The following is a 24,167-nucleotide window of genomic DNA, read 5'->3' as shown; positions in this document are numbered from 1 at the left end:
TTGGTTATTCCATATTTATTGTGAGGTGTACGGGGGTGGTGGCGACATCAAATTGAATGTCGGAAAAGGACGGAGGCCCCATCACTCTAGGGTTGGTACTAAACCCGTAGGGTTCCGTTGGAATGCCAATTAGGTTCGTGTTTAAATCGCGGTTGCCATCTAAATCTTGAAACACCATCACACCATAGTGGCCGCTAGGTAAATCAGCCAATACCGCTTTTTGATCAGCGTTGTGGACCGTAATAATTTGACTTTGAATGGCCTTGCGAGATTTCATGTCTTCTTCCGATGCATACACCGCCAGGTAAAGCTGACCCGAGAGGGTATTTACTCCAGCAAAATTTACTGTCACATCGGCTGCTTCTGAAAAAGGCGTCATCATAGTGAATAGGGTGAGTGCGGTAAGGTGAGTTTTCATGTTTTGTCTCCTGTTAAGTTAATAGCAACTTTATACAGCAGACATAAACGTGACATGTGCCAAAAGTCATGGCGACAAAAAACATGACTTTTGGCACCTGAGTAGGCAAAGTGGGCCTTGTATTCTGCCGTTACGTTCAATAAAGAAAAAAACTATGCCTAAGGAAGATAAGCAAATAACGTTACTCATCGCTGGCGTTCTCGCTTGGTTTGCAGTACTCATGATTACGCAAGTAAGAGCTTCATTTTTATTGGCAAATGAGTTTTATTTCGCGGGGTTCGGTTTTTTTCTCGCTGGCTTTTTGGCGATTAATTTTTTAACTAAAGCTAAGCAACGAACATGGTTGGCCAGCGGTTTTATTTTGCTTCAACTCATCGGGTTTGTTTTTGTCTTCATGACCTCTCGAACCTCTGATGCATTAATTCTATTGGTTGTATTTGCAGGTCAATTGCCTTTTTTTCTGTCACAGAGGCAATCTATCGCTGTATTGGTGCTGATTGATGGGCTGTGCCTCGCGACTTTTCTTTTAATGTGGGAGCGGGGGGTTAACGCATCCCTAATTGCAATAACCTTGAATTTGGCATTCCAGTGTTTTGCACTGTCGGTGGCGCATATTGCAGTACGTGAAAGCAATGCGAGGGTGGCGTTAGAGCAAGCGAATGCGGAACTGGTATCCACGCGATCATTGTTAGAGCAAACCTCACGGCAGGCCGAGCGCCTTAAATTAAGTCGAGATTTACATGATATTTGTGGCCATCAACTCACCGGCCTACTGCTTAATTTAGAATATTTAAGCAAAACCGTGCCTGAGCCTCAGCAAAGGGGGATAGATGAAACAAAACAGATTGCAAAAGATTTGCTTAATGATATCCGTGCCGTGGTCAGGCAAAACAAACAATCGGCACAATTAGATTTAAATGCCGCCATCGATAGTTTGTTTGCCCATTTACCCCATGTCAATGCTACCTTTAATCAGCGGCTAGCTGCGCCTTTATTATCTGTGCACCATGCAGAGGTCTTGTTGCGAATTTGCCAAGAAGCGGTGAGCAATGCATTGCGCTACGGCAGTGAGAAGCGCCTGGCTATTTCACTCACCAAGCTCCCCGATACCATATTACTTGACGTGACTAACCCTTATAAGGCGCGCACTCAACCTCGGCAAGGTTCGGGGTTGCAAAACATGCAGGAGCGCGCCACCGAATTGGGCGGGAAGGTGACAATTAAAAAGGACGAGAACCAATGGAAAGTCAGTGTAAGCTTGCCCTACAAGGAGCAACACTATGATTAATGTCGCCATTGCCGATGATCAAATTTTGGTGCGCCAAGGTATAGCAAGCTTATTAACGTTATGTGCGGATATAAACGTGTGTTGGCAAGCTGATAACGGTGAAGATGCACTGCAAAAAATAGCGGCGCAGCCCATCGATGTAGTGTTGATGGATATTCGAATGCCGTTAAAAAGTGGCATTGAAGCGCTCAGTGAATTGCGAGACGCAGGCAACGACACAAAAGTGATTATTTTAACTACGTTTGATGATCCAGCCCTTTTTACCCAAGCTATGCACGCTGGGGCGAATGGTTTCTTACTAAAAGATGTGGATGCCGAAAAGCTTGAGAGTGCTATTAATATCGTGTTTAACGGCGGAATGCTGGCCGAGCCCGTTCTTTTAAATCAGCTGAGTCACGACCAGCTAAGCACCTTCGCCGACCCCGATATCGAGCCATTAAGTGGGCGCGAATTAGACATTTTAAAGCTAATTGCAGGAGGCTATTCGAACAAAGAAATTGCAGAAACGGTGTTTTTAGCAGAGGGCACAGTGAAAAACCATGTTTCGAATATTTTATCAAAACTAAACACCCGAGACCGAACCCGCGCCGTACTAAAAGCACTAAGCGCAAAACTGATTTAGGTGGCTAAGTATCGCGTAAATCAGCTGGGGTGTTGTCGGCAACGACGGCATTTCTATGCCCCATAGGCTTATCTTCCCCCACTGTACTGTCGGCGGTAGTTTGTAATTCAATGGATGAATTGACTTCAGCGCCAATCAGTATGATATAGGCACTTAAATAGAGCCACATTAGCAGCACGATGATACCGCCAACAGAGCCGTAGGTTTTATTGTAGGAAGAAAATTCATTCAGGTAAATTGAAAACCCATAGGAGGCTATTACCCATAATATTGTGGCAAATAGAGAGCCTGGGGTGACCCATCGCCATTGTGCTGAGCGACGGTGAGGGGCATACCGATACAACGCCGATAACCCTAAGTTAAAAAATATCAACATGGTAGGCCACGATACCCATGCGGCTTGTTTAGTGCTTACTGTGTTGTTTGATAACCAACTGATTAATTCAGGTAATATGGTAATGGTTGCAAGGGCAATAATAACGGTGGCTATGACGCATAAGGTTCCCGTTAATCGGGCAAGTAGCCCTTTAAAAAAGCCCCGCGCATTGGTTTCGTTATAGGTGATATTGCAGGCTTTAATAAGGGCATTCGCGCCTTTGCTGCTGCTCCACAACGACAATAATAATGTGAGTAAGAAGCTCCAGCCTAGCGCTGAATTTGTTTTTTCCGTCAGGTTGGTTAACTGTTCTTCAATGATGTATCTGCTGTCTCTAGGCACCACATCCACTATCAGTGCCATGTGCTTTTGTAACTCATCAGCCGACACCACTAGTCCGTATAGGGCAATGGTTGCCCCCAATAATGGGAAGATAGCGAGCAAACAATAAAATGCGACGCCTGCTGATATAAGAGGGATATTGTGCTTTTGCACATTTGTCACAATACGTTTGCTGATTGACCACCAACTGCGCAACGACATTTCCATGGCCGATTGCGCCTTACTGATATGCTTTTGCTTCATGGTAATAAGGTTGTTCCTAATATCTAATGTAGATACTAGGTTTAGCGTATGAAAGATTACTACTGATGTGAACAAGTGAGCTAAGGTGTTCGGGATGTCATTTAAGCGTCAAAAAACCTTCATAGTGTTTATTGTCCCCCATTGACGCCTTTTTGCGTCAATAAAGATGAAACCGGTTGCCCCTCTCTATGTTTATTCCGATGATGGGGGGAACCTCTGAGTGAAATGAATTTGTCATATAGCAAAGGTACACTGAAAAGACTCTACGCCAATGCATTCAATAATAAAAATGAAGCCTTCAGATGATTTAAATTGGCACGGCCTATCACGTTCAGAGGCCAATGTGCTTTGGACATCCTTGCGGGCATTTATTCGAAGCTTAACCTTTGACAGTGCTCAGGTTGATGACATTTTTCAAGAAACGGTGTTACGCACCCGTAAAAGTAAATGTTTATCTGAACTGGACTCACCGCTTGCTTACATGATTACGGTGTCGAAGTCGGTGCTGTATGATTTTCAGCGTAAATCAATCCCTCAGGCCGACGATATTCAAACGCTTGAGCTGCAATCTGCGGATGAGTCTCCTGACGTTGCTTATTTGAATCAGCAAAAATTAGACGAAGTAGAGCGCATTTTGTCTGCGATGGCGCCGCTGCGTAGACAGGTATTTTTACTACGGAGAATAGACGGGTTATCGCGGGACGAAATTGCAGAGAAGCTTGATATAAGCCTAGAGGCGGTAAAAAAACACCTTACTCGTGCTATGGTAGAACTCACCGTAAAGCTTGAAGAAGCGGGCTGGTCGAAAGACCACTAACACCCAAGTAGCCGAAGAGACGTACGCCATTAATGAACGCTTATACTAATCAATCCTCCCCCAATGCATCTGTTTTAGAAGAGGCCGCTGATTGGGTTGACCGCTTTGACTCTCTTTGTGAAGCGGAACACCGCGCGTTCACCGAATGGCTGGAAATTGAGCAAAACAAAAGGGCGTTTGAGCGGGTATCTCGCATCATGGGGCAACCTGAAATTGTTGCCAAAGGGCAAGCGCTTCTCGCGGAGCACCGAGCGGCCAGCCGTTTAGCGCAAACGCCCACGTCATTACAATGCAAGGCTAATGTAAGTCGCTTTCCTCACCTATCTAGTTGGCTTTATGCCAGTGCGGCGTCCTTGCTGGTGGCCGCAATCTTTATTACCACAAATGTATGGCAGCCATCTGAATCATTATCACCGGGCGATGGCCTAGTTAATCAGGTACCCGTTAATCAATGGCAACAGGAAGACGTCACCACGCAAATAGGTGAACTACGCTCTACGGTACTCAACGATGGCTCCATTGTTTATTTAGGCGCAGACACTGCATTGGTAGTGTCACACACGGCAGACAAAAGGGCGGTAAGGTTACAACAAGGCCAAGCTTACTTTGATGTTGCCCATGCCCCTCATCGTCCATTTGAAGTCGAGGCCGGGGATGTGGTTATTACAGTAGTTGGCACCGCATTTGACGTAGAGCGCTTAGGCAGTAAAACCGATATTCAGGTTTACGACGGTACTGTTAACGTGGCTGCAGATAAACGATTAACTTTGTACAAAGGGGATGGGGTGGTTCTTGAAAATGGGCGCGTCATACAAGAGACCCACGTCAATAACCGACAACTGCCCACGTGGCGCACTGGATGGCTTGAAGCTGAAGGTAAGCCGATTAAAGATATTGTGGCAACATTAAATCGATACCTGAAAAAGCCCATTTCGTATACCGGTGATGAACACTATGCGGTATCAGGTCGCTTTCCACTGAACAATCCGAAACGTGCACTTAAGCTACTGGCTTCCATAGACGAATTGCAATTACAAGAACGCCAAACTAGCTATACGCTTACTCTCACTGATTAGGTGCATACATGGCACTTAAGCATTTAGGGTGGCGAGCGGGTTTATTTGCCCTTTCATTGGCAAATAGCGAAGCCATTGCCAACGTTAATCACGATAATGTGCCGCAGTACCTTCATATTCAGGAGGTAACCTTAGACAAAGCCTTACAGCATGTTGCCGAACGTTTTGCCTACGCCTATGTCGCCAACCCCAAGTTACTCAGCCATTCTGATACGGTTTCACTTAACGGTAATTACGGGCTGCATGAAGCCTTAGCTTACCTTTTAAAGGCCACCCCGCTTACCTATATTATCAACGATCAGGGCATTGTCATTAAGGCGAAACCTGCTGTTGAAGCAACGGCGATAGAAGAGGTTAGGGTGAAGGGTATTCGGGGGTCCTTAAACCTATCTCGAAAAGGCAAACGAGAAAGCAAGGCAATTTCCGATGTGATTGCCGCACAAGACATTGCTGCTTATCCTGACAGGAATTTAGCAGAGTCTTTGCAGCGTATCTCGGGCATGTCTATTACCCGTGAAGCTGGCGAGGGCCGACAAATTATTCTGCGAGGGCTTAATCCAGACTTTACCCTTGTTACGTTAAACGGCATGCCCGTACTTGCTAATAATGACTCCCCCATGGATAGTCGAACCCAACGAGATAGAGATCGTTCTTTCGATTTAAACCTGTTTACCTCTGATTTATTCAATCAAATACAAGTATTAAAAAGCTATTCTCCCACACTTCCAAGTGGTGGAATGGCTGGGGTGGCCGCGTTGAGTACGGCGCGACCGTTTGCAACGCCCGGTGTTCATGCCACCTTCACTCAACAGGTGGGAGCAAATCAGTACGCCAATGGGGTGTCATCGCGCTCTTCTGCGGTGGTGTCTGCCACGAAAGGAAACTGGGGCGGACTATTTTCCATTTCCTACGGCGCTAGAAACTCTCAAGAGCAGGGCGCGAATACCTTTAGGTGGCGACAAATCCCCCCTGATGGTGCGGATATTTCATTGCTAGACGATGACATAGCCGCAGCCTGGGAAGCGCAGACACTTTGGATCCCCCGAGGAAACCGCTATTCAGTTTGGCGCAGTGATATGCGCAGGTTGGGGGCGGGGGCAGCACTGGAATACAAAGATACCCAAAGCCACATTACCCTCGATTGGATATATGGAAAATTAGCCAGCACACGGCAAGAAAATCATCTCTATCCGAGAGGGTTTAATTCTACCCCTATCATTGAAGATAAAACCCTTGTGACAGCGCTAGAGGTAAATGAGCAAAACGAAGTCGTGTTTGGCAAATTCGAAAACGCGAGGGTAGGTACCGAAAATCGATATCAGCAGGTTGCTACTCGGTTTGAGCAATGGGTGGTTAATTCCGAAAACGCCTTATCCAATACATGGCGTGGCCTGGGAGTTTTTGGTGTTCAGCAGGCCAGTTATGACATGCCAACCAGCATACGCGCCTACATGCGCGGCGAAAGTGATGTCACATTAGATTACACTCAAGATTACTATTTTGCTGATATTCGCTATGCCGACGACCTCACTCAGGGAGGTTTTTGGCAAATGAATGAGCTTGATGCTGAGCAGTATGGGTCAAGCTCTCATTTTGTGTATGGGAAGTATACGCTTGAATATCAACCAAGCAGCCATAGTGTGTGGCAGATGGGAATGGACAGAGTCCACTTTGAAAGTAAAACCAACTACCTAGACATTCAGGATATGCTGAAGGAAGAATGGAAAACGACTGCTGTGGAGGTACCGTTAAACGCAAGCTATGGGTTTTCAGCGCACCCTAAAGTGTCTTGGCTCGCATTGCGCCCGCGCGCTGCATTTGAGGCGTTTGATGTTTCTACATCAGCGCAAGCACTCGCTTCCTCTTTTGAAATTGACCGCCAAGAAGACAACACCGTGAAGGAAATACGCACGTCGGCGTTTGTTCAACATCAGTGGCAGTCAAACCGTTGGACTTTCCTAGCCGGCATTCGAAGTGAGCTTGATGAAACTCACGTACAGGTGGTTCAAGATGACATCAAACGTAGCTACACGATGAATAACTTTATTTGGCTGCCTCATGTAGCTGCTAATTTGCGTCTTCATGAAAGTGTGTATAGGTTAAGCGTCAGTCAGTCAGTAGGTTATCCACAGTTAGATACCTTAACGTCGCAGGTGGTTTATAACCCTCTCACGCAAATGCTGTATTCACCTAATGAGAATTTATCGCCCTTTACGGCTTACAACATCGATTTAAGTGTTGAGCGATACCTTGCGGGTGTCAATAGAGTGTCTACCAATGTGTTTGCCAAATTAATCGATGATATTGTGGTGAGTCAGCGCGCAGCGTTAAATATAGATTCGTTATCGGCGTATGAGCAGTTTATTATTGCTGATATTGACCCTGACACGATTAGGGGTAAAGTGACACCGCAAAATGCAGAAGAGGCATTTATTTACGGTATTGAAGGCACCTTGCAATGGGAAATGCCGGTGGCAGAGATGTTGCCGCTAGCTTCACCTTATCATTTAGGCCTAGTGATTAATGCCAGCTACACCCAAGGAGACGTGCGCTACTACAACGAAAACACGGGTGAAGCATTAGAGCGAAAAGCCCTACCGTATCTATCGCCTTGGCTTGCCAATGTAACGGGATATCTAGAAGGATACGCATTGAGTCTAAGGGTGTCTGCCACCTATCGTGATAGTTATATTGCCCGGGTAGATAGCAACACATTAACTGATGAAGACGAAACGGGCTTTGAACCAAGTTTGTATCTAGACGCGGTTTTCGCTTATCAAATGGACGATCACTGGGAATGGCGTATAGAAGCGACCAACTTAACCAACGAGCGCGAAATTCAATATTCCAATTCAAATCATCGGCCCTACAACACCACGGTAAGTGGCAGAAACTATACGCTTTCATTGTCTTATCGATTATGACCAACTACCTAAGGGTAGTTGGTCACTGATTCACTCATCCCTTAGAACTCGTAAGTTACCCCAAGGTAGAAGGTTCTGCCGCTTACCGTGGTGTTATATAAACGGTCGTCAGAGTCACTGTACTGTTCTTCACGCTCATCACTTAAGTTAATCCCTTCAAAGGAGAGTTTGATTTTCTCACTGACATCATAAAAGGCTGAAAAGTCCCAATACGTTGTGCCATGAAAACCGGCTTCATCTTGATCAGAACTAGAGGTTTCTACCTGAGTAAGGTAATCATCACGGTGTGCCAAGGATACACGCATACCCCAATGACTTGTTTCATAGTATAGGGTTGCGTTGTACGTGTTTTCTGACAGCCCATAAAACGGGCGATAAACTTCAGTACTTTCACCATCAACCAGCACATTGTGAAGGGATTCACCTTCAGCGTAGGTGTAGTTTACGATGGCGCCCATATTGTTAAACGGGGCAGGTAAGAAATCGAAATCACGCTGAAATGCGAGCTCCCAGCCAGAAAAGTCGCTGTCATCAAGATTTTGCGGTTGGGAGAACGTATACAGGGTATTGGCGGTTTGTGGATTGCCATCTTCATCGACCATACCTTCGATAAGGTCGAGAGGATAACCGGTATCACCATAAGCAACCGGCACGATGGTGGTGGCAATAAAGTTATCAATGTCTTTTTGGAAATAGGTTACAGACGCGTATCCCACTTCGTCAAAATAATACTCTGCACTGACTTCCATATTGAGGGTTTCAAACGGTTGCAAGCCGGGATTACCCGCATTAATGTTTAAGCCGCTAGAACCAAATAACGGGTCGGTATTCACAGTACCAGACACTGACAGGCTGCCTAATGTAGGGCGCGTAACGTTTTTACCCGCGCTAGCTCGCAACACCAGTTTTTCTGTTGCATACCAGGCTAGGTTGAAGGTAGGCAGTATGTCGTCGTACTGGCGTTCTACGGTGACATATTCAGTGCCGTTCACTAAGCCGCTAGACTCAATGTCGGTATCAAAATAGCGCAAACCAAAACTGGTTCGTACTTCCGAGTTTTCAAGTAAGAAGTCTTTTTCGTAGGTGATGTACAGGGCTGTAGTTTGTTCTGTGACTTCGTCGGGTTGGTCAGAGTACGAAAGGTTTCTGTCTACATTAAAGGTAGTTAAAACACCGGTGACGTCTGTGCTTAACCAGCTTTGTTTTTCATGCACATTATTAACGTAAACTAACTCAGGGTTAATGACGTCGCTTATTTCGCCACTTTGCCATTCGCTTCGTAACGCATTGCCAATCTGTTCAGAGTTATTACTATGCTCGAAGTCTTTAATAGACACCCCAAACTTTAAGGTGCTGGTGTCAGAAAGTAAGTAGTCGCTATCGAGCTTCGCGATAGCGAAACTGTTATCCACCTTGTCTTCGGCTAAATCAATTTCGTGGAAGCGGTATTCGTCAATATCGGTAGGATCAAAGCCGTTTACGTAGCTGTTAGTGCCGTAAAAACGGTCTTCGCGGTAGTCTATTGTCATGTCAGCAAATGACTCTAAATACACTTTGGCACTATTACTTTCGTACTCACTCTTCATATAACCGAGTAGGCCAGAGACAGAAAGCGCCTCTGTGACTGTCCAATCGGCGTTAAATACCATCTGAGAGATATCGGTAGTGGCGCTTTGATCGCGGCTTTCCGAGTGCAGCGCGGTGTTTTCCCACGCCGAGTAAATCACTTCGTTGTTAGCGTTAAACTCAATGTCGGTTAGGCTAGAGCAGTAATAACGCGCACCCTCGTAATCGGCGCCCGTACACCCTAAAGCTGTAGAGCTTGAGCCTCGGCTTTGGAGGTGAAACTCACCTCGATCACTATCTAACGTGCCGTAAAGGGCGTCTAGGCCAAACGAAAGATTGGCGCTTGGGCGATATTGCAACGCCACGGTAGCCCCAACACGGGTTTGTTCGCTGTTAAATTGGGAATAGCGGCTGCCGCGAGAGAATCGTAATTCCCCACTGTTAACAGCATCTTGGTCGGCAGCTGAAAGGGCTGATATGTCAGAGCCTTGCGCATCTCTTGGGCGCCAGCGATAGGTGTTATAGCCTTGCTCAGCGGTGTCTCGTTTACTATAAGCTAATGAGAAAAGTGCGCCGAAGTCGCCCCACGTATTTGATACCAATGCGGCTAATCGAGGGCTGGTGTCTTCTGTGAGTGAGTTGTCACCCGCTTGCGCGCTCACCACCGCTTTCATGCCATCGTAGTCGAAGGGTTTTGCGGTATAAAGTTTCACAGTGCCACCAATACCGCCTTCATCCATTTCGGCGGAATAACTCTTTTTAACATCAATTTGATTAAAGAGTTCAGAAGCAAATATATTAAAATCAAAAGAACGAGAGCGGTTAGTGGTGCCACGACTGTCCATGGCTGAAGACGACGTACCTAAGGCTTCCATTCCGTTAAGTTGTACCTGGGTAAAATCTGCGTTTAGGCCTCGTAGTGAAATTTGTCTACCTTCACCGGCTTCTCGAGTAATGGTGACACCAGGAATACGCTGAATAGATTCGGCTAGGTTGAGACTAGGAAAGTCAGCGATATCTTCTGCAAGAATGGAGTCTTGAGATCCTAACGCATCTTTTTTCAAATCTTTCGCTTTAATCAAAGAGCTTCTAAAGCCACTGACCACAATTTGCTCAATCATGTCGTCATCAGCTTCTTGTGCTAAAGACACCTGTGGCAGCGAGGCGAATGACGAGGTGACCGCAACGGCGATCAGGGCTTTTTTGAATGTGTGTTGCATGTGTGTTCCTTATTGCGTGTTAATTGACGTTATTGTTTAAAAAAGGATGACTTCGTACGAAGGGGGGTGACTCAAAAGAGACCACATGACCCCTTTGCCTTGACAGCAAAGCGCCTGCGTAAAAATCGGTAGAAATAAACTGTGCACCACTGGCGAATGCCGCTTGCTTTTGTAATGCCATGTCGTCAGTGGTGGCACTTAGGTTGGCATCTGCACGGGTGCGCACTAAAAAACCTTGCGCCACCAAAGCCCGAATATCGTCTAGTTGGTTGCGGGGGTTGTTGCGGATAAAAATAGCCGCTTCGTCCCACTCCTCAGGCACCGAGATAAACATGCTGCGTCCTTTCAGTGAGGGGGCGTGTTTCACGTATTGCGCGCGCTGGTGGGTGTTGGCGTCGAAGATAAATAAAAACTTACCGCGCAGGCTGTCTAGTTGTGGCCAACCTTGCGTTAGCACTGCCCGCTTGAGGGAGTTAAATTCACCGCGAATCTCGTCGGGCGTAACCAGTTTATGTTTAAGTAACTGCGCTATTTCGTCATCTAGGCGCTTATAGGCTTGTGCTGAAAAGGGCGCTGGTGAAGGTCGAGAGATAAAGTCAGGCTGGGTTTCTTTCGCGTTCACTAAAATGGTGATGGGGAAATGATTAGGGTGCGCATTGGACCAAGTCACAAGACGCGTCAAACAGGTGCTAAAGAGAACGCAGTGAGTTTGCATATCCAAATGAGGGATATGCATAACCTTAAAACCGGGTTGTGCCAGGTGTTCTCGCTGCTGATCATTGAACCAGGTGTCGTTTAACAGTAACTCTGTTTCAGGAGCGTGGTATTGCCCGCCTTGGGGGTCGTTTACCACATCGATTTCAAGCTGTCGCAACCCCATATCAAGTTGCTCGGTAAGCGATGGGTGGCTGTAGTTGAGCTTTGTCCACATACCAGGGGCACGTTTATCTAAAAACGCCAAAAGCGAAACAGGTAATGGTTTTTTGTAGCTATTGTGGGATCCAATAACCTGATATTCATTAAGAGAAGCCGCCTTAGCACTTAAGATAAGACAGCACCCGAATACAAAAGACACGAAACGCATAAACTCACTTATAAGCAGTATTTTTGAAGGTAGAGTGAGTGAGATTTAAAACGGGGACGAGAAAAGTTGCGGTAATGATAAATTTAATAAAAGTGTCATAAACCTGCTGATTTATTTAGGAAAAAATTTATTTTATTTGTCCCCGTTTCGCGGTGAACGGTGTCTTCTTTGTGTGATGTTGTAATTTTGTATTAGGCAAGGATTAAACGAGAAAAGAATGAAAAATCGCCAGCGGTACACAGTGGTTAGCGCCGTATTTCCCCGTCTTTTATTTATCTTTCTGCTTTGGGGAGCCTGCTTATTGCCCTTGGCTAATGCGCACGCCAAGGCGCTAGAAAAAAAACAGCAAATTGCTTTTATCGCCGATATTCATTTGCATGCGCCAGTGGCTGCGGCTAAAGGGATCCCTAGTGCGCTCTTGCCTAAGGATCCCGCGACGAAACAACCCGTATTGTTACGTAGTATGCAAGCACAGCTTCATTCTACTCGGTTATTTAATGAAAATAGTGTGGTGTTGCGTACCGCGTTAGAGGATATTGCTGAACAAGGTATTCAACTTGTCGCCCTGCCAGGTGACTTCTCAGATGATGGTCAACCATCCAATATCGAGGCCTTAAACGCCATTCTCAATGAATATACCGAAAAATACGGAATGCGCTTTTTTGCCATTAATGGTAATCACGACCCTGTTCGTCCGTTTACTAGGCCTGGGGGAAAGGCCAACTTTTTAGCGGCTGAAGGGAATGAGATTCGTGTTGTTAGCCCACTTCACAAAGACTGCATCAGTGGCAAGGCTGTTCATTGTAGCGATGGCGTCAAAGAGTGGGGATACAAAGAAATTGCCAACGCGCTGGCCGCCCATGGGTTTCAACCTCACAGTAGTGACATTTTGTATGAAACGCCTTTTGGTACTGCCGATTTAGCTAAACGGGCATGGCAATGGTGCGATGATAATGTCAACTGCATCGCCATGCCTGATATGAGTTACCTGGTGGAACCCACCGAAGGGCTTTGGCTATTAGCCATAGATGCCAATGTTTATATTCCAGAAAGCGGCAGTGGAATGGGAAAGTTTAAGGGGTCTAGCAATGCCGGTTATAACGCATTGCGAGAATATAAACCCCAACTTATTGAATGGATAGCGAATCTTGTACAGCGTGCCAAGCGAGAAAACAAACTTTTAGTGAGTTTTAGCCACTTTCCCATGGCCGATTTCTATGATGATCAAGCAAGCGCAATGGCGAGGGTGTTTGGGCAAAACACTATGCAGCTATCCCGTTTACCTACAGCAAAAACCACTGCAATACTTGCCAATACAGGGCTTAAGTTGCATTTCGGGGGGCATATGCATCTGTTTGATATAAGTCGCATACAACCCCAGGGTTTATTAAATGTGCAGGTACCGTCACTTGCGGCTTACCAACCTGGCTATACAGTGCTGAAACTGGACCCTTCTGGAGAGGCGCTAATAGAAACGAAAGTAGTGAAAAATGTGCCACAGTTTACCCGCTGGTTTCCCATTTACGCAAAAGAGAGGCAGTTCCGTCGAGCTCATAACTTGAACGTTTGGGATAAGAATATTCTTAACGCACCAGATTACTCATCGTTTACCGATGAGCACCTAAAACAGATTATTCACCATCGTTATTTAGTAAAAGAATGGCCTGAAAGTGTGGTTAACACATTAACCCAATCAACGATTGGCGATATTGTTGCTCGTTTGGGGTATACCCTGAGCGGGCCGCAATATGATGAGGTACTATCCCAAGACGCTATCACCTTGGTTTATGATTTCTATCGCGCAAGGAATGCGGGTAGCTTTGCCAATTTAAATGGAAGGCGCGCCTTTTACCGCGCGCTCGACCGAGTCTTTAGAAATCGACGACCTTCACTCTCCATCACTTCACAGGCTGCGAATGTGAAGCTAACAGAGCAACTGGAAGCCGTGATATCAATGATTATCGAAACGGTTGAACGCGCGAGTAAAGACACAGCAATACAAACCCTAAATTTAAGGGACTAACAATAAAGCACCCTAGGTAGGTTTAATTTCGCCGTTCTTAATTTCCACTTCTGTGCCTGTGAATTGATTAAATTTAAATACCAGGTTTTCTTTTGCATTATGGGTGAGTGTTTGCTCCTGTAAAATGCCCATCGCAATTTCCTCACCCATTAATAGTGACTCGCGATAGTCACTGTAGTAATGCACGCCTGCCCAATCGCGTCCAATTGAAATGTTAGCGGCCAGCTTGTTGAGCTCGCCTTCTAAGGTGAGCGAACGACTCACTTCCACAACCCTTAAACGTTTTCCATCAGGGGAGGGCACAAAAGCGTAATCACTTTGGTAACTTTGGTCATCCACGCTAATGCTTTCCCCGTTTTTTGAAACATGGAGATAGTTTGCACCATTGAAAAACGCTTTTAGCATGGTGACACATGCACCCGCTACGGTAGCGTGGCCAGCACCATAAGAAGGGTGCATGGGTGACCCTTCCGCAAAGGCCATAGGTAACAGCAAATTGCCTGAGGCGTGCTGTAATTTTTCTGCAAGCCCAGCGTTGTCTATTTCACTCCGCATAGCCGTAAATTGCGGCTTTACTTCGTCGGGTAATATATCGGCTTTTTCAATACGCGCAGCCAGTGCTTCGGGGCGTAAGCGCCGGTGTACATTAAATTTTTGATATCGAACGGCTTTAAGTGCACGGGTTGCCACCTCTGTCACTAAGGTGAGTATGTGTGGGCCACCGTAAAGGGCAAAGCCCTGCTGTCTGTCTTGTTCGTCACTTTGGGTATAAGGAATTCCTTCACTCAAAGGCGCTTTGATATTCAACAGTAAAATACAGGCATTCAAGTAGGCTTGGTAAAGTGCGTCGTAATGCACGAAGGTGGCTAGGTCTCTTGGGGTAGTGATAAATCGCCTATTGTTTCCTTTGTAATGCTCTAAGCTTCCGGTGTCTCCTCCATTTTGAACATGAAGCCATTCGTCCCAGTCGGTAAGATAATTTTCCTCGCTGGCTTGCCGAACACGCTGATCGATTACTTGTGCGCCGTAGCGAATTTTACCGTCGCTAGCATCATGCTCTGGGCTAGTGTCGTTTTTGTGGTTTAAACCGGTATCACCACTTAGCAAAAACTGCGAAAGGTAAGGGCCATCAACATCCCCATGAGTCATCCCCCTAAATGCGGTTGTTAATGTGAAAGGCGCAGCAGCAGCTCGATTTTCAAAGGAAAATTGATTAAGCATAGAAACAATGCTGTCAGCGTTTTGCTGCTCTCTTTTTAACGAACGGTAATGCCGAGAATGCTCGCCAACAAAAGATAAAAAGCTCTCTTTAGGCATAGAGAAGGCCGCGAAATGTACATCTCGCAATAAAGCTTGCGCGTAAACCTCGGCCATTTCGCCTGTTAAAATCGCTTTTTTATTAGATAACCCCGGAGGAGGGCACATGGTTACAGCATGGCTGTCTGGGCCTTGTAAATCGAAAGTTAAACCGGCTGAAGCACTTTCCCAAGCTCGCCATTTGTATTGCCCCGGGTCGCCCACATTGATGGCTTTGAAATCTGCTGGGTCGCCAGAGTCAATAGCCTTCACCAAGGCTGCGTAGTCATCAGTATTAGCCACTAACCCTGTGTTGCCGTGGTGTGATAACCCTTTGGTGAAATTCATTGCTTTGCAAATGAGTAACTCGTCACCATTGGTGTTATGGATAGACTCACCGCCGGAAGCAGCTAACGCTGCGTCGGCTCGGCTTTTCGCGACATCTGCCGCTTTCACTCTGGTACTGAGGCTTTTAAGAGTACGATTGACTTGCGCATTGTAATCATGTGGATTAGCCATGACATCTCCTTATTAATGGTAGGTACAGCCTATTTAATGGTTGCTTTCATCGTTGTTCTATTGCTTGCTAAGAGTGAGTGCTAAGAAAAGGAAATTTCTCTCATTAAGGCTAAAAATTAATCGTTGATATGCAAAAGTGCTTGTATGGCTTAGGAGGAGGTATGAAATGGTGGGCAGCAATTAAAAAGTCCGAACCCGAAGTGCATTTGACCCGTCATTATATAAAAAGAAGAGGGCGCTCAATGTTCATAACACTCCTATTGCTTTTGGTTACCTTTCTAATAGAAGTATTTGAGACTGTTGTAAATTAATGACAAATGCAGACATAGAGTTACTGGTGATAGAACTTCAATTTGGCGATAGGGCTGCGCTTGGCAAACTCTATCAGCATTTTCATGTTGCCATGCGAAAATACGCATTAATGCGGGTTAAAGACAGTATGGTGGCAGACGATCTTGTTCAAAATGTATGGGCCAAAATTGCCAAACGAGTAACGCGATTGAACGACGTATCGCTGTTTAAAAGCTGGTTATACAAAGCGCTGCGGTGGGAAATAATCGACTGGTATAGAGCATCACGCAATGAAGTATTACTAGACGAAAATATCCCTGAAAAAACCATAGAGCTGGTCTTCAGCGAGCCCCTTTCACCCTTAAGGCATTTATTTACACTACCGGCGAAAGAACGAGATGTGGCAGAGCTGTTTTACCTTAACGATTTAAATATTAAAGAGATAAGCCTAGTGGCAGGAATACCACTAGGCACGGTTAAGTCGCGATTACACCGCGCACGCACCTTATTAAAAAAACGCATTTCAGATACGGAGTAAAGCCATGACGACTAATTCAGACGATGAGATTAAGCGCTACCTAAAACAGCAGTCGCAGGAGCTAGACAGCATGCTAGGTGAAGGTTTAACCGATTACCTAAAACTGGGGTTTGACAGTCGCTTTTCTGGCTTGATGAAGCTAGGCTATGCTATAGCGATAGCACTGAGCATAGTGCTATTTTACTGTGGCTATCAGTTTTTCACCGCGCCAGGTGCAGACCAAGTATTTTGGGGGGTATTACTCATAGTGAGTTTTAACGCACAGGTAGCCACCAAGCTTTGGATATTCATGCAAACCAACCGCAACATGCTTTCAAAAGAAATGCGCATGATGGAGGTTAGGCAGCGGGCATGGGTTGAGGCCAAAGGGTTGCAGTAAGGTGTTAGGTCACGCTGCACTACCCAACACCTTTTCATGCTAATAAACACTACTTATTCAGCGCGTTTTTACTTCCCCCTGACGTTTTCATCCACGCATTTCTGCGAGCAAAGAGCGCGGGGGCGGCAAGATTGACTTGCTCAATCAAGGTTTGGATATCGTGTTCTAGCAGCTTTCCGTTTTTAACCAGTACCTTTCCCGCCACCATGGTCATGTTCACGTCTTGCCCTTGTACGGCATGAACCAAATTGTGGTGAATATTCATTAAGGGGCCTGAGGCAATGAGAGGCGTCATTCTTGGGGTGTTCAGGTTAATACTGATCATATCTGCTGATTTACCTACTTCTAGTGAGCCTGTGGTTTGCGCTAGCCCTAAGGCTTTTGCGCCATTAATAGTGGCCATTTTGCACACATCCCAAGCATCCAAGGTGGCGGCATCAAGTTTGACAAACTTCGCCAACAGCGACGCAGTTTTCATCTCTTCAAACATATCTAGGTTATTGTTTTCTTTTTCACCGTCAGTGCCTAACCCTACGGCAATACCGGCTTTTAGCATCTCAACCACGGGGGCAGCGCCAGACGCGAGCTTCATATTACTGATAGGGTTGTGCGCAACGCCGATGTTTCGGTGCGCCATAAGGGATATTTCACTTTCATCCACCCATACGCAATGGGCAAGTAACACCTTGGGAGCTTCTAGCAAACCTTGTCGCTCTAACGCGTGTAAAGGGCGGCACTGATAGCGCGCTAACGTTTGTTCTACGTCAAATTGACTTTCATTGCTGTGAGTGTGAAACCCTACGTTGTAGTCGTTACACATTGCCGCTATTCGGGTTAATGCGTGTGGCTCTGCGTAAAACAAATGTTCTAACCCCACCCAAACTTGAATGCGACCATCACCTTTTTCATGCCATTGATTGATTAACTGTTCATTGGTATCTAACGTTTCAAAATAGTTGTGGTCGGGGTGTTCGGCGACATACGGCACTAAACACGCGCGAATGCCTAGTTGCTCTGCAGCTTCGGCGCTGCCATGCATGTATCGCCACATATCCACTATGCAAGTGGTGCCAGACAATAAAGCTTCTGCATAGCATAACCATGAAGATAACGATGCGTCTTCAGGCAATAGCACACGGTGCATAGGGTCAATATACTGTTGTAACCAATCCCAAACAGGCAAGCCTTCCGCCGTTCCTCGCAGCATGCCAGAGTGGCAATGCGTATTAATTAAACCCGGCATTAGGAGTTGATTCTCAAGGTATACAACCTCTGCATGAGGAAAAGTTACGGTTAACTCTTCTGAGGCATCAATGGACTTAATTATGCCGTCTTCAACTAGAATGCCTCCGTTTTCAATTAAGGTATTATCATCGTCCATGGGGAGAATATAGTCGGCTATATAAATTGTACTTTTTTTCATTTTGTTGCCTGAGGGGAGTGATGTGAATTTGAGTTAAGCAGTGCGTTCAACAACACCGCAGTGATGACGCAAAGAATAATGCCGCTATCGGTTATCATTTTGCTCCAAGCTGGCATGTGCTGGAAAAAGTGAGGCGCAATGGTAGGGATGAGGCCAATGCCAACACTGGAAGAAACAATAAGAATATTCGAACGGTGATGGGAAAAATTCACGTTAGATAGAATTTGAACGCCCATTAACGCCACGGTGCCGAACATCACCATGGCGGCAGCACCCAACGCATAGAGCGGAAGCGACGCAATAATAAACGCCATTTTAGGGAAGCACCCAAGTAAAATCAGAATGAACGCCCCGGAGGCGGCCACATATCTACTCGTTACGCCGCTAATGGCAACGAGGCCAATGTTTTGAGAAAACGAGGTGTAAGGAAAAGCATTGAATATGCCGCCGAGTAAGGTACCAAGCCCGTCTGATCTTAGACCCCGAACTAATCGCTTTTCGTCAATCTCTTGATCTACCATTTTGCCTAACGCTAAAAACATGCCGGTGGATTCAACCATGGTCACCAGCATGACGAGGCTCATAGACACAATGGCCCAAGTATCGAAGGTAGGCAGGCCGAAACTAAAAGGTTTAATCATGCCAAACCACGCTGCTTCATCAAGCCCTTTTAGTGAAACGTCACCCAGTGCGGTTGCACAAATAAAACCGCAAATCATAGCAATGAGAATTGACGTGTTGGCTATTAATCCTTTTGCATAGCGGTTAATAAGTAGAATAAGGGCAAGCTGAAAAAAGCTAATAGCAAGGTATATGGGCTTACCAAAATCAGGGTTAGGGCTGCCATCTGGCAATCTTGGTTCGCCGCCTGCTGCCCATTCTATGCCCACTTTCATTAAGCTAAGACCAATGACCAAAAGCACTGAACCTGTTACCACGGGCGGGAAAAAGCGAAGTAATTTTCCCATAAGTGGGGCGCAGGCAATTCCAATTAAACCCGAGGCAATAATCGCCCCGAAAATACCAGTAATACCTAAATCGGGATTAACGCCAATGGCTATCATGGGGGCTACGGCGGTAAAAGTAACGCCCATCATAATAGGCAGGCGAATGCCAAAAAAACGGTTGCCGAAACATTGGACAAGTGTGGCAAGTCCGGCTGCAAACAAATCGGCGTTGATAATAAGTGATAGCTTATCTTTCGGTAAATCCAGTGCGGCGCCAAGAATGAGTGGAACAATAATACAGGCTGAATACATCACTAAAACATGCTGTAGCCCCATAACAAAGGTTGGCCAAAGCGCTAATTTTTCATCTACGGGGTGAACACGACTTTTTCTATTTATTGTGCTGTCCATGGTTTTTGGTTTTCCATTACAGAGAAGTACAGAGGGCTAGCGAATTAACTTCACTGTTTTGCAGCGCAAGTTGAAGAATAATTTACGCCGCTAGTACAATTATGCAAAATGGGACCTATTGAAAAAATTAATAGGTCGGAGAGAAAGTTGAGACTTTCTATAGAACAGTTAAACGCGTTTTACGAAGTAGCCAGTGAGCGATCATTTTCTGCGGCGGCTCGAAAATTGAAAAAATCTCAATCTGCGCTGAGTATTGCGGTTGCAAATTTAGAAACTGACCTGGGGGTGACGTTATTCGACCGAACTGGGCGATACCCTGTGCTAACCCATAACGGTAAAAGCCTATTGCGGGATGCTGAAGCTATCTTGCAGCAATGTGCATCTATGGAAAATCGCGCTTATGGATTGGCTGCTGAATTAGAAAATGAGGTCACATTAGCCATAGATGACACCATCCCTTTTGCGCTATTGGCGTCAAATTTAAATGAATTTGCTCACCAGTTTCCTTTTGTTGACTTAAATTTACTACACCCTTCATCTTCCTACGTACAAAATCTCGTTGAGCAAAAAAATGCGGGGTTAGGCATTATGTGTGCCGGCGAAAACTATCCTGCACATATTATTTTCAAACGGCTCGGCTATGTTGTATTTGCTAATGTGGTGCATAAAGATCATCCGTTAGCTAAATTCGAGGAAGTCACCTTTGAGCAGTTGAGCCAGTACAGAAATTTAGTGTATAGCCCGTTACAAAATGTGCTTCCCACCAGTGAGTATTTGAGTGGACCTCGACAATGGCGAATGGAAAGCTACCTTAATTTGATACATATGCTAAGTAGTGGTTTAGGGTGGGCTACAGTACCTAAGCAAGTACTGAGTGATAGCAAAGTTAAAGGAGAGTTAGTGGAACTTCATTTAACGTCTTACCCCTTTACCGAGTGGATGGTAGGGGTGGATTTAATTTGGTCTACTGAACATCGCTTAGGGAAAGCGGCAGAGTGGCTAAAAGGCGCATTAGGGAATACGCCTTTATAGCCAGTATTACCCGCTATGGGGTTTCTACGTAGGGGATAAAGCGGCCTAAAATAATCACGCTTGACCATAGCGCTAACGAAAGCCAGGCCACCACTTGGGCTTCTGAACTTGGGGGTTGCCCATGGGAATTGAAGTGCAATTTAGGTTTAACTCGCAGTAAAAAATAAAGGGTGTTAAGGCCAGCAAAGACAATCATTAGCATTTTTAGCCCAAATGCGAGATTAACCAAGTACCGGTCTGGATCGCCCGCCACAAACAACGCACCTGAAATAAGGTTGATGGCAAAACCAATAAGCGCAAAGCGAAGAAACGCCTCTACTTTTTCTAACGGCAATTGTTTAGCTATACCGACGAGTCTCAAATCCACGATGAGTAGCGCCCCAAAAAGTAAACTTAGCCCGAGAAAGTGCAGCATTTCTAGGGTGGGGAACACCACCGCATTGTCCATCACAAAATGGTTCAGTTGGCTATTATTCAGTGCGTCTATAATCCACGAAAGGCATGTGTTCATTGTCTAAAACTCCTTAGGATAAATAGCCGATGAGACGGCCTGCCACAATGGCTAGAACCCAACTCAATAACGTTACAACGGCAAGGGGCTTGTGCGACGATGAAACAGAAGGTGTCTGCATTATCGCTTTGTTGACCAATTGCCACGTTAGCGCTATTCCCAGTGCTACCAGGAGAATCTTGCTTCTAAATGCCCAGTTGTAAAATAGCTCAGACGCATTTCCAAAGAAGAGGGCGGTACCCGACAGTAGATTGATAGCAAAACCGATTAATGCCACATGCCAGTATGGGGCGAGTGAAGAAAGTGCAATAGAAGACGCAAAACCTAGTGCTCTTAGGCATATCATCAAGGCTACACCTACCATGGTGGCCATTCCTATGGCATGCAGCGATAGTACAATGGGGTAACCCCATTGCGTACTCGATATCGCCATGCCCACGCTGGAGTCTTCTAGCCAGTAAAGAAATGCATTTTCATGGTTATTCATGTTGATTGAGGGTGAGGTCGCTCGCGTGACACCTATGCCGCCTAGACTGTCTGAACCGCGCTCTGCCGTAAGATCTTCACACTCGTAAGCCGTAAACTTGTCGTGGGTGAGCGTAACTTCGTCCGATCCTGTCATAGGCGACTTAAGATAGAGAGGGTCGGTAATAGTATATTCACGTTTCAAAACCGTTCCGTCGGCGTTTAAAGAGAAACGCTCGACAATGGTCATTTCGGTGCTGTTTTTGGCGGGTGAGGGAGGCCCACGTCTGCCTTTAGGGCGTTCACCTTTCGTACCTGGAGGGGGGCCGCCAGCATTATCAGGGCGAGGGGGGCGCTCACCTTTTTCTCCCCGCTCGCCTTTACCGCCAGGGGGCATGCCACCTGGGTTTCCCCCCAACGGCGCCATAATCCAACCCTCGTCAAAACCGGTAGTGGTTACCACTAAGGTATCGCCTTCCCACTTTCCGGTAGAAAACCCGGCTCTGTTGCGCTGATAGTCACTAGGCATTCGCGTACCATCGAGGTAAATGGTTCGCTTCAGGCTCATGAAGCCATAGCTTAAGGTCATCTGGCTACTCGACTGCTCAATTTTATTCACCATTAAATCGAACCACCAATCCATAATGATATTAGTGGGTTCACATTGAAAGCGAGGGTTATCCGCAGAGCTAGCGCCGGCAATGGCGGCCTTACCAGCTTGGGTGAGTTCTGCCATTTCGCCCCCTGCGCCTGGAGGTGCGCCCGCTTTTCGAACCATAGCCCAATTGCCGGCAAAGTTAGGTGAACCATCTTCGCGCACTAAGCTACGTATTTTTTCACTCTCTTCATCTTCATGGGTGTCGTGGAATTCTGCGTGATCGTCGTCATGATGATCCTCGTTTATTGCTTCTTCTTGCATGTCGAGGGTTGTACTGATGTGGCCGTCGTCGTCAAACTCACTGTTGCGCGTGGCAGTCATACCATTTTCAAACGTAATTTCTTTCATATAGCAGGTGGTAGGGTCGGTTCTATCTGGCGACCCTTTGATGGAAATTTCGCTGCCAGTTTTGAATAGGTCGGCTGTCCAGCCTCTGCGTTTAAGCAAAGAACCTGATTGCAGTTCACAACGCATATTGGTGACAGTTCCGTTGGTATCTACGGCGTCAAAATAGACATAGGCATGGGGGTTAACCAGCCTAATACGCGTGATTTTCCCGCTGAGTTCTACGGTAGCGTTGGTATCAAATTGACCGCTACTTCCGTGATGAGCGTTGACGGTACAAGAAAATAGCAATGCTACAAATACGCAAAGGCATCGTAGGTTTCCCATTGTGTTATGTCCTTAGTTTACAAAAATTACTGTAGCCCTCAGTGGCGATGAAGCGCGAAGTGAGTGGCATACAATATGAACCTTGAAAAGAGGTAGGGAATGATAATGAAAGCAAGGAAATGTCGCTACTAAGCAAATGTAAAGACCGTTTAAATTTTTCTCAGAAAAAGCTAAAATTTAGCCGCCCTGCGTTTTCTGTTTTTATCCCTGCTTTCATTTATGCCTTGTCGAGTACGCCAAATTTTTCGGTGTGCAGGGTGTAATTCTTTCATTACAGACTCGTTTCTTCACTCAGTGTATATCACTCTCTAGGTGTATTTCTGGTTTTTTGTATTTTAATCAGTTGGTTGTGATAGTTTTTCTTTAGGAGTGAAAATTGCTTCGTTAATGTTACTGAAACGATGCCAGCCTTTATATCAAGGTACTCGTTGCACTAACCATGAGAGGAGTATTTTTACATGAGTGACAATCAAAACCTTTTTGGAAAGAAAATCGCTATTTTGGCCACCGATGGATTTGAACAAATTGAACTCATCCAGCCTAAAGACATGTTAATGGAAAAAGGGGCGCAAATTGACATAGTCTCAATCGACCAGAAAGACACCATTCAGTCATGGGATGAAGACAACTGGGGAGACAGCGTGAAGGTTGATGCGCAAGTCACCGATGTGAGCCCCAGCGATTACGATGCCTTAATTTTGCCTGGCGGCCAAATTAACCCCGACTTACTTCGTGCCAACGATGAGGCGGTGGCTTTTATTAAGCAGGCCCATGATGAATCTAAAGTGAAAGCTGTGGCGGCAATTTGTCATGGCCCTTGGCTGCTTGCCGAATCGGCTCTCATTGATGGCTGTGAAGTGACGTCTTTTCCCAGTATTAAAACCGACCTGATAAATGCTGGTGCAAAATGGGCTGACAAAGAAGTGGTGACTGATGGAAAATTGGTGACCAGTCGCAACCCTGATGATATCTCAGCCTTTGTGGCTAAAATTACCGAATTGGTTGCGTAACTAAAAGACTAAGCAG

At 45.9% G+C, this 24,167-nt stretch carries 19 protein-coding genes; 10 read left to right on the top strand and 9 right to left on the bottom strand.

What is annotated here, in order from left to right; translation table 11 throughout:
* Positions 1–4: 4 nt before the first annotated feature.
* Positions 5–418: a DUF2141 domain-containing protein gene (locus EP13_RS13415; RefSeq protein WP_052364411.1), complete on the bottom strand. Its 414-nt coding sequence runs from the start codon at positions 416–418 to the stop codon at positions 5–7.
* A gap of 154 nt (positions 419–572) precedes the next feature.
* On the opposite strand from EP13_RS13415, the gene EP13_RS13410 reads away from it, so the two are divergent.
* On the top strand, positions 573–1,706 hold the full coding sequence (locus EP13_RS13410; RefSeq protein ID WP_044057726.1) for a sensor histidine kinase: 1,134 nt from the start codon (positions 573–575) through the stop codon (positions 1,704–1,706).
* Positions 1,699–2,328 carry a response regulator gene (locus EP13_RS13405; RefSeq protein WP_044057725.1) on the top strand — a complete coding sequence of 210 codons (630 nt, stop codon included), beginning with the start codon at positions 1,699–1,701 and terminating at the stop codon, positions 2,326–2,328. The genes EP13_RS13410 and EP13_RS13405 overlap by 8 nt, the downstream gene beginning before the upstream one ends.
* A 4-nt stretch (positions 2,329–2,332) precedes the next feature.
* Here EP13_RS13405 and EP13_RS13400 read toward each other — a convergent pair whose 3' ends face one another.
* Positions 2,333–3,289, bottom strand: a complete 957-nt coding sequence (locus EP13_RS13400) for a YihY/virulence factor BrkB family protein (protein ID WP_044057724.1) — start codon at positions 3,287–3,289, stop codon at positions 2,333–2,335.
* Positions 3,290–3,578: 289 nt separating this feature from the next.
* Between EP13_RS13400 and EP13_RS13395 the strand changes: the two genes are divergently transcribed.
* Genes EP13_RS13395 through EP13_RS13385 form a run of 3 tightly spaced genes read left to right on the top strand, consistent with a single transcriptional unit; the run spans position 3,579 to position 8,106 of the window.
* Entirely contained in the window at positions 3,579–4,106 is a 528-nt protein-coding gene (locus EP13_RS13395) for an RNA polymerase sigma factor (protein ID WP_044058993.1), read from the top strand.
* Positions 4,107–4,138: 32 nt separating this feature from the next.
* Complete coding sequence (locus EP13_RS18925) at positions 4,139–5,182, top strand: FecR family protein (protein WP_052364409.1); 1,044 nt, start codon at positions 4,139–4,141, stop codon at positions 5,180–5,182.
* Positions 5,183–5,190: 8 nt separating this feature from the next.
* Positions 5,191–8,106, top strand: a complete 2,916-nt coding sequence (locus EP13_RS13385; RefSeq protein WP_044057723.1) for a TonB-dependent receptor — start codon at positions 5,191–5,193, stop codon at positions 8,104–8,106.
* 41 nt (positions 8,107–8,147) lie between these two features.
* On the opposite strand, the gene EP13_RS13380 is transcribed toward EP13_RS13385, so the two are convergent.
* Both EP13_RS13380 and EP13_RS13375 read right to left on the bottom strand, forming a co-directional pair.
* A complete protein-coding gene (locus EP13_RS13380; protein ID WP_044057722.1) occupies positions 8,148–10,892 on the bottom strand; it encodes a TonB-dependent receptor in 2,745 nt (914 codons plus the stop codon).
* Positions 10,893–10,911: 19 nt separating this feature from the next.
* A complete protein-coding gene (locus EP13_RS13375) occupies positions 10,912–11,976 on the bottom strand; it encodes a Ca2+-dependent phosphoinositide-specific phospholipase C (protein ID WP_052364408.1) in 1,065 nt (354 codons plus the stop codon).
* Between the two features lie 217 nt (positions 11,977–12,193).
* Between EP13_RS13375 and EP13_RS13370 the strand changes: the two genes are divergently transcribed.
* Entirely contained in the window at positions 12,194–13,999 is a 1,806-nt protein-coding gene (locus EP13_RS13370) for a metallophosphoesterase family protein (protein ID WP_052364407.1), read from the top strand.
* Positions 14,000–14,011: 12 nt separating this feature from the next.
* Here the strand turns inward: EP13_RS13370 and EP13_RS13365 are convergent, their stop codons facing one another.
* Entirely contained in the window at positions 14,012–15,814 is a 1,803-nt protein-coding gene (locus tag EP13_RS13365) for a vanadium-dependent haloperoxidase (protein ID WP_052364406.1), read from the bottom strand.
* Between the two features lie 310 nt (positions 15,815–16,124).
* Here EP13_RS13365 and EP13_RS13360 point away from each other — a divergent pair, with 310 nt between their 5' ends.
* Positions 16,125–16,643, top strand: a complete 519-nt coding sequence (locus EP13_RS13360; protein ID WP_044057721.1) for an RNA polymerase sigma factor — start codon at positions 16,125–16,127, stop codon at positions 16,641–16,643.
* Positions 16,644–16,647: 4 nt separating this feature from the next.
* The gene (locus EP13_RS13355) at positions 16,648–17,022 is read left to right on the top strand and encodes a DUF6768 family protein (RefSeq protein ID WP_044057720.1); all 375 of its coding nucleotides are present in this window, start codon (positions 16,648–16,650) and stop codon (positions 17,020–17,022) included.
* 49 nt (positions 17,023–17,071) lie between these two features.
* Here EP13_RS13355 and EP13_RS13350 read toward each other — a convergent pair whose 3' ends face one another.
* A complete protein-coding gene (locus tag EP13_RS13350) occupies positions 17,072–18,445 on the bottom strand; it encodes an amidohydrolase family protein (RefSeq protein WP_044057719.1) in 1,374 nt (457 codons plus the stop codon).
* Positions 18,442–19,803, bottom strand: a complete 1,362-nt coding sequence (locus tag EP13_RS13345; RefSeq protein ID WP_044057718.1) for a nucleobase:cation symporter-2 family protein — start codon at positions 19,801–19,803, stop codon at positions 18,442–18,444. The genes EP13_RS13350 and EP13_RS13345 overlap by 4 nt, the downstream gene beginning before the upstream one ends.
* 147 nt (positions 19,804–19,950) lie before the next feature.
* On the opposite strand from EP13_RS13345, the gene EP13_RS13340 reads away from it, so the two are divergent.
* Positions 19,951–20,835: a LysR family transcriptional regulator gene (locus tag EP13_RS13340; protein ID WP_044057717.1), complete on the top strand. Its 885-nt coding sequence runs from the start codon at positions 19,951–19,953 to the stop codon at positions 20,833–20,835.
* A gap of 13 nt (positions 20,836–20,848) precedes the next feature.
* Here the strand turns inward: EP13_RS13340 and EP13_RS13335 are convergent, their stop codons facing one another.
* Positions 20,849–21,346 carry a DUF6644 family protein gene (locus tag EP13_RS13335; protein ID WP_044057716.1) on the bottom strand — a complete coding sequence of 166 codons (498 nt, stop codon included), beginning with the start codon at positions 21,344–21,346 and terminating at the stop codon, positions 20,849–20,851.
* A gap of 13 nt (positions 21,347–21,359) precedes the next feature.
* Positions 21,360–23,141, bottom strand: coding sequence for a DUF6152 family protein (locus EP13_RS13330; protein ID WP_044057715.1), 1,782 nt, complete (start codon positions 23,139–23,141; stop codon positions 21,360–21,362).
* Positions 23,142–23,599: 458 nt separating this feature from the next.
* Between EP13_RS13330 and EP13_RS13325 the strand changes: the two genes are divergently transcribed.
* Positions 23,600–24,151, top strand: a complete 552-nt coding sequence (locus tag EP13_RS13325) for a DJ-1/PfpI/YhbO family deglycase/protease (RefSeq protein ID WP_044057714.1) — start codon at positions 23,600–23,602, stop codon at positions 24,149–24,151.
* Positions 24,152–24,167 lie beyond the last annotated feature (16 nt).

It is taken from the genome of Alteromonas australica (assembly GCF_000730385.1).
GTDB classification, from domain to species: domain Bacteria; phylum Pseudomonadota; class Gammaproteobacteria; order Enterobacterales; family Alteromonadaceae; genus Alteromonas; species Alteromonas australica.
This window is presented reverse-complemented; position numbering and strand designations above follow the sequence as displayed.

Bases quoted from the DNA above. Each gene is read 5' to 3' on its own strand.
- EP13_RS13360 (WP_044057721.1), top strand. From the start codon at position 16,125: ATGACAAATGCAGACATAGAGTTACTGGTGATAGAACTTCAATTTGGC.
- EP13_RS13325 (WP_044057714.1), top strand. From the start codon at position 23,600: ATGAGTGACAATCAAAACCTTTTTGGAAAGAAAATCGCTATTTTGGCC.
- EP13_RS18925 (WP_052364409.1), top strand. From the start codon at position 4,139: ATGAACGCTTATACTAATCAATCCTCCCCCAATGCATCTGTTTTAGAA.
- EP13_RS13355 (WP_044057720.1), top strand. From the start codon at position 16,648: ATGACGACTAATTCAGACGATGAGATTAAGCGCTACCTAAAACAGCAG.
- EP13_RS13370 (WP_052364407.1), top strand. From the start codon at position 12,194: ATGAAAAATCGCCAGCGGTACACAGTGGTTAGCGCCGTATTTCCCCGT.
- EP13_RS13395 (WP_044058993.1), top strand. From the start codon at position 3,579: ATGAAGCCTTCAGATGATTTAAATTGGCACGGCCTATCACGTTCAGAG.
- EP13_RS13415 (WP_052364411.1), bottom strand. From the start codon at position 418: ATGAAAACTCACCTTACCGCACTCACCCTATTCACTATGATGACGCCT.
- EP13_RS13380 (WP_044057722.1), bottom strand. From the start codon at position 10,892: ATGCAACACACATTCAAAAAAGCCCTGATCGCCGTTGCGGTCACCTCG.
- EP13_RS13385 (WP_044057723.1), top strand. From the start codon at position 5,191: ATGGCACTTAAGCATTTAGGGTGGCGAGCGGGTTTATTTGCCCTTTCA.
- EP13_RS13405 (WP_044057725.1), top strand. From the start codon at position 1,699: ATGATTAATGTCGCCATTGCCGATGATCAAATTTTGGTGCGCCAAGGT.
- EP13_RS13400 (WP_044057724.1), bottom strand. From the start codon at position 3,289: ATGAAGCAAAAGCATATCAGTAAGGCGCAATCGGCCATGGAAATGTCG.
- EP13_RS13375 (WP_052364408.1), bottom strand. From the start codon at position 11,976: ATGCGTTTCGTGTCTTTTGTATTCGGGTGCTGTCTTATCTTAAGTGCT.
- EP13_RS13345 (WP_044057718.1), bottom strand. From the start codon at position 19,803: ATGGACAGCACAATAAATAGAAAAAGTCGTGTTCACCCCGTAGATGAA.
- EP13_RS13365 (WP_052364406.1), bottom strand. From the start codon at position 15,814: ATGGCTAATCCACATGATTACAATGCGCAAGTCAATCGTACTCTTAAA.
- EP13_RS13410 (WP_044057726.1), top strand. From the start codon at position 573: ATGCCTAAGGAAGATAAGCAAATAACGTTACTCATCGCTGGCGTTCTC.
- EP13_RS13350 (WP_044057719.1), bottom strand. From the start codon at position 18,445: ATGAAAAAAAGTACAATTTATATAGCCGACTATATTCTCCCCATGGAC.
- EP13_RS13330 (WP_044057715.1), bottom strand. From the start codon at position 23,141: ATGGGAAACCTACGATGCCTTTGCGTATTTGTAGCATTGCTATTTTCT.
- EP13_RS13335 (WP_044057716.1), bottom strand. From the start codon at position 21,346: ATGAACACATGCCTTTCGTGGATTATAGACGCACTGAATAATAGCCAA.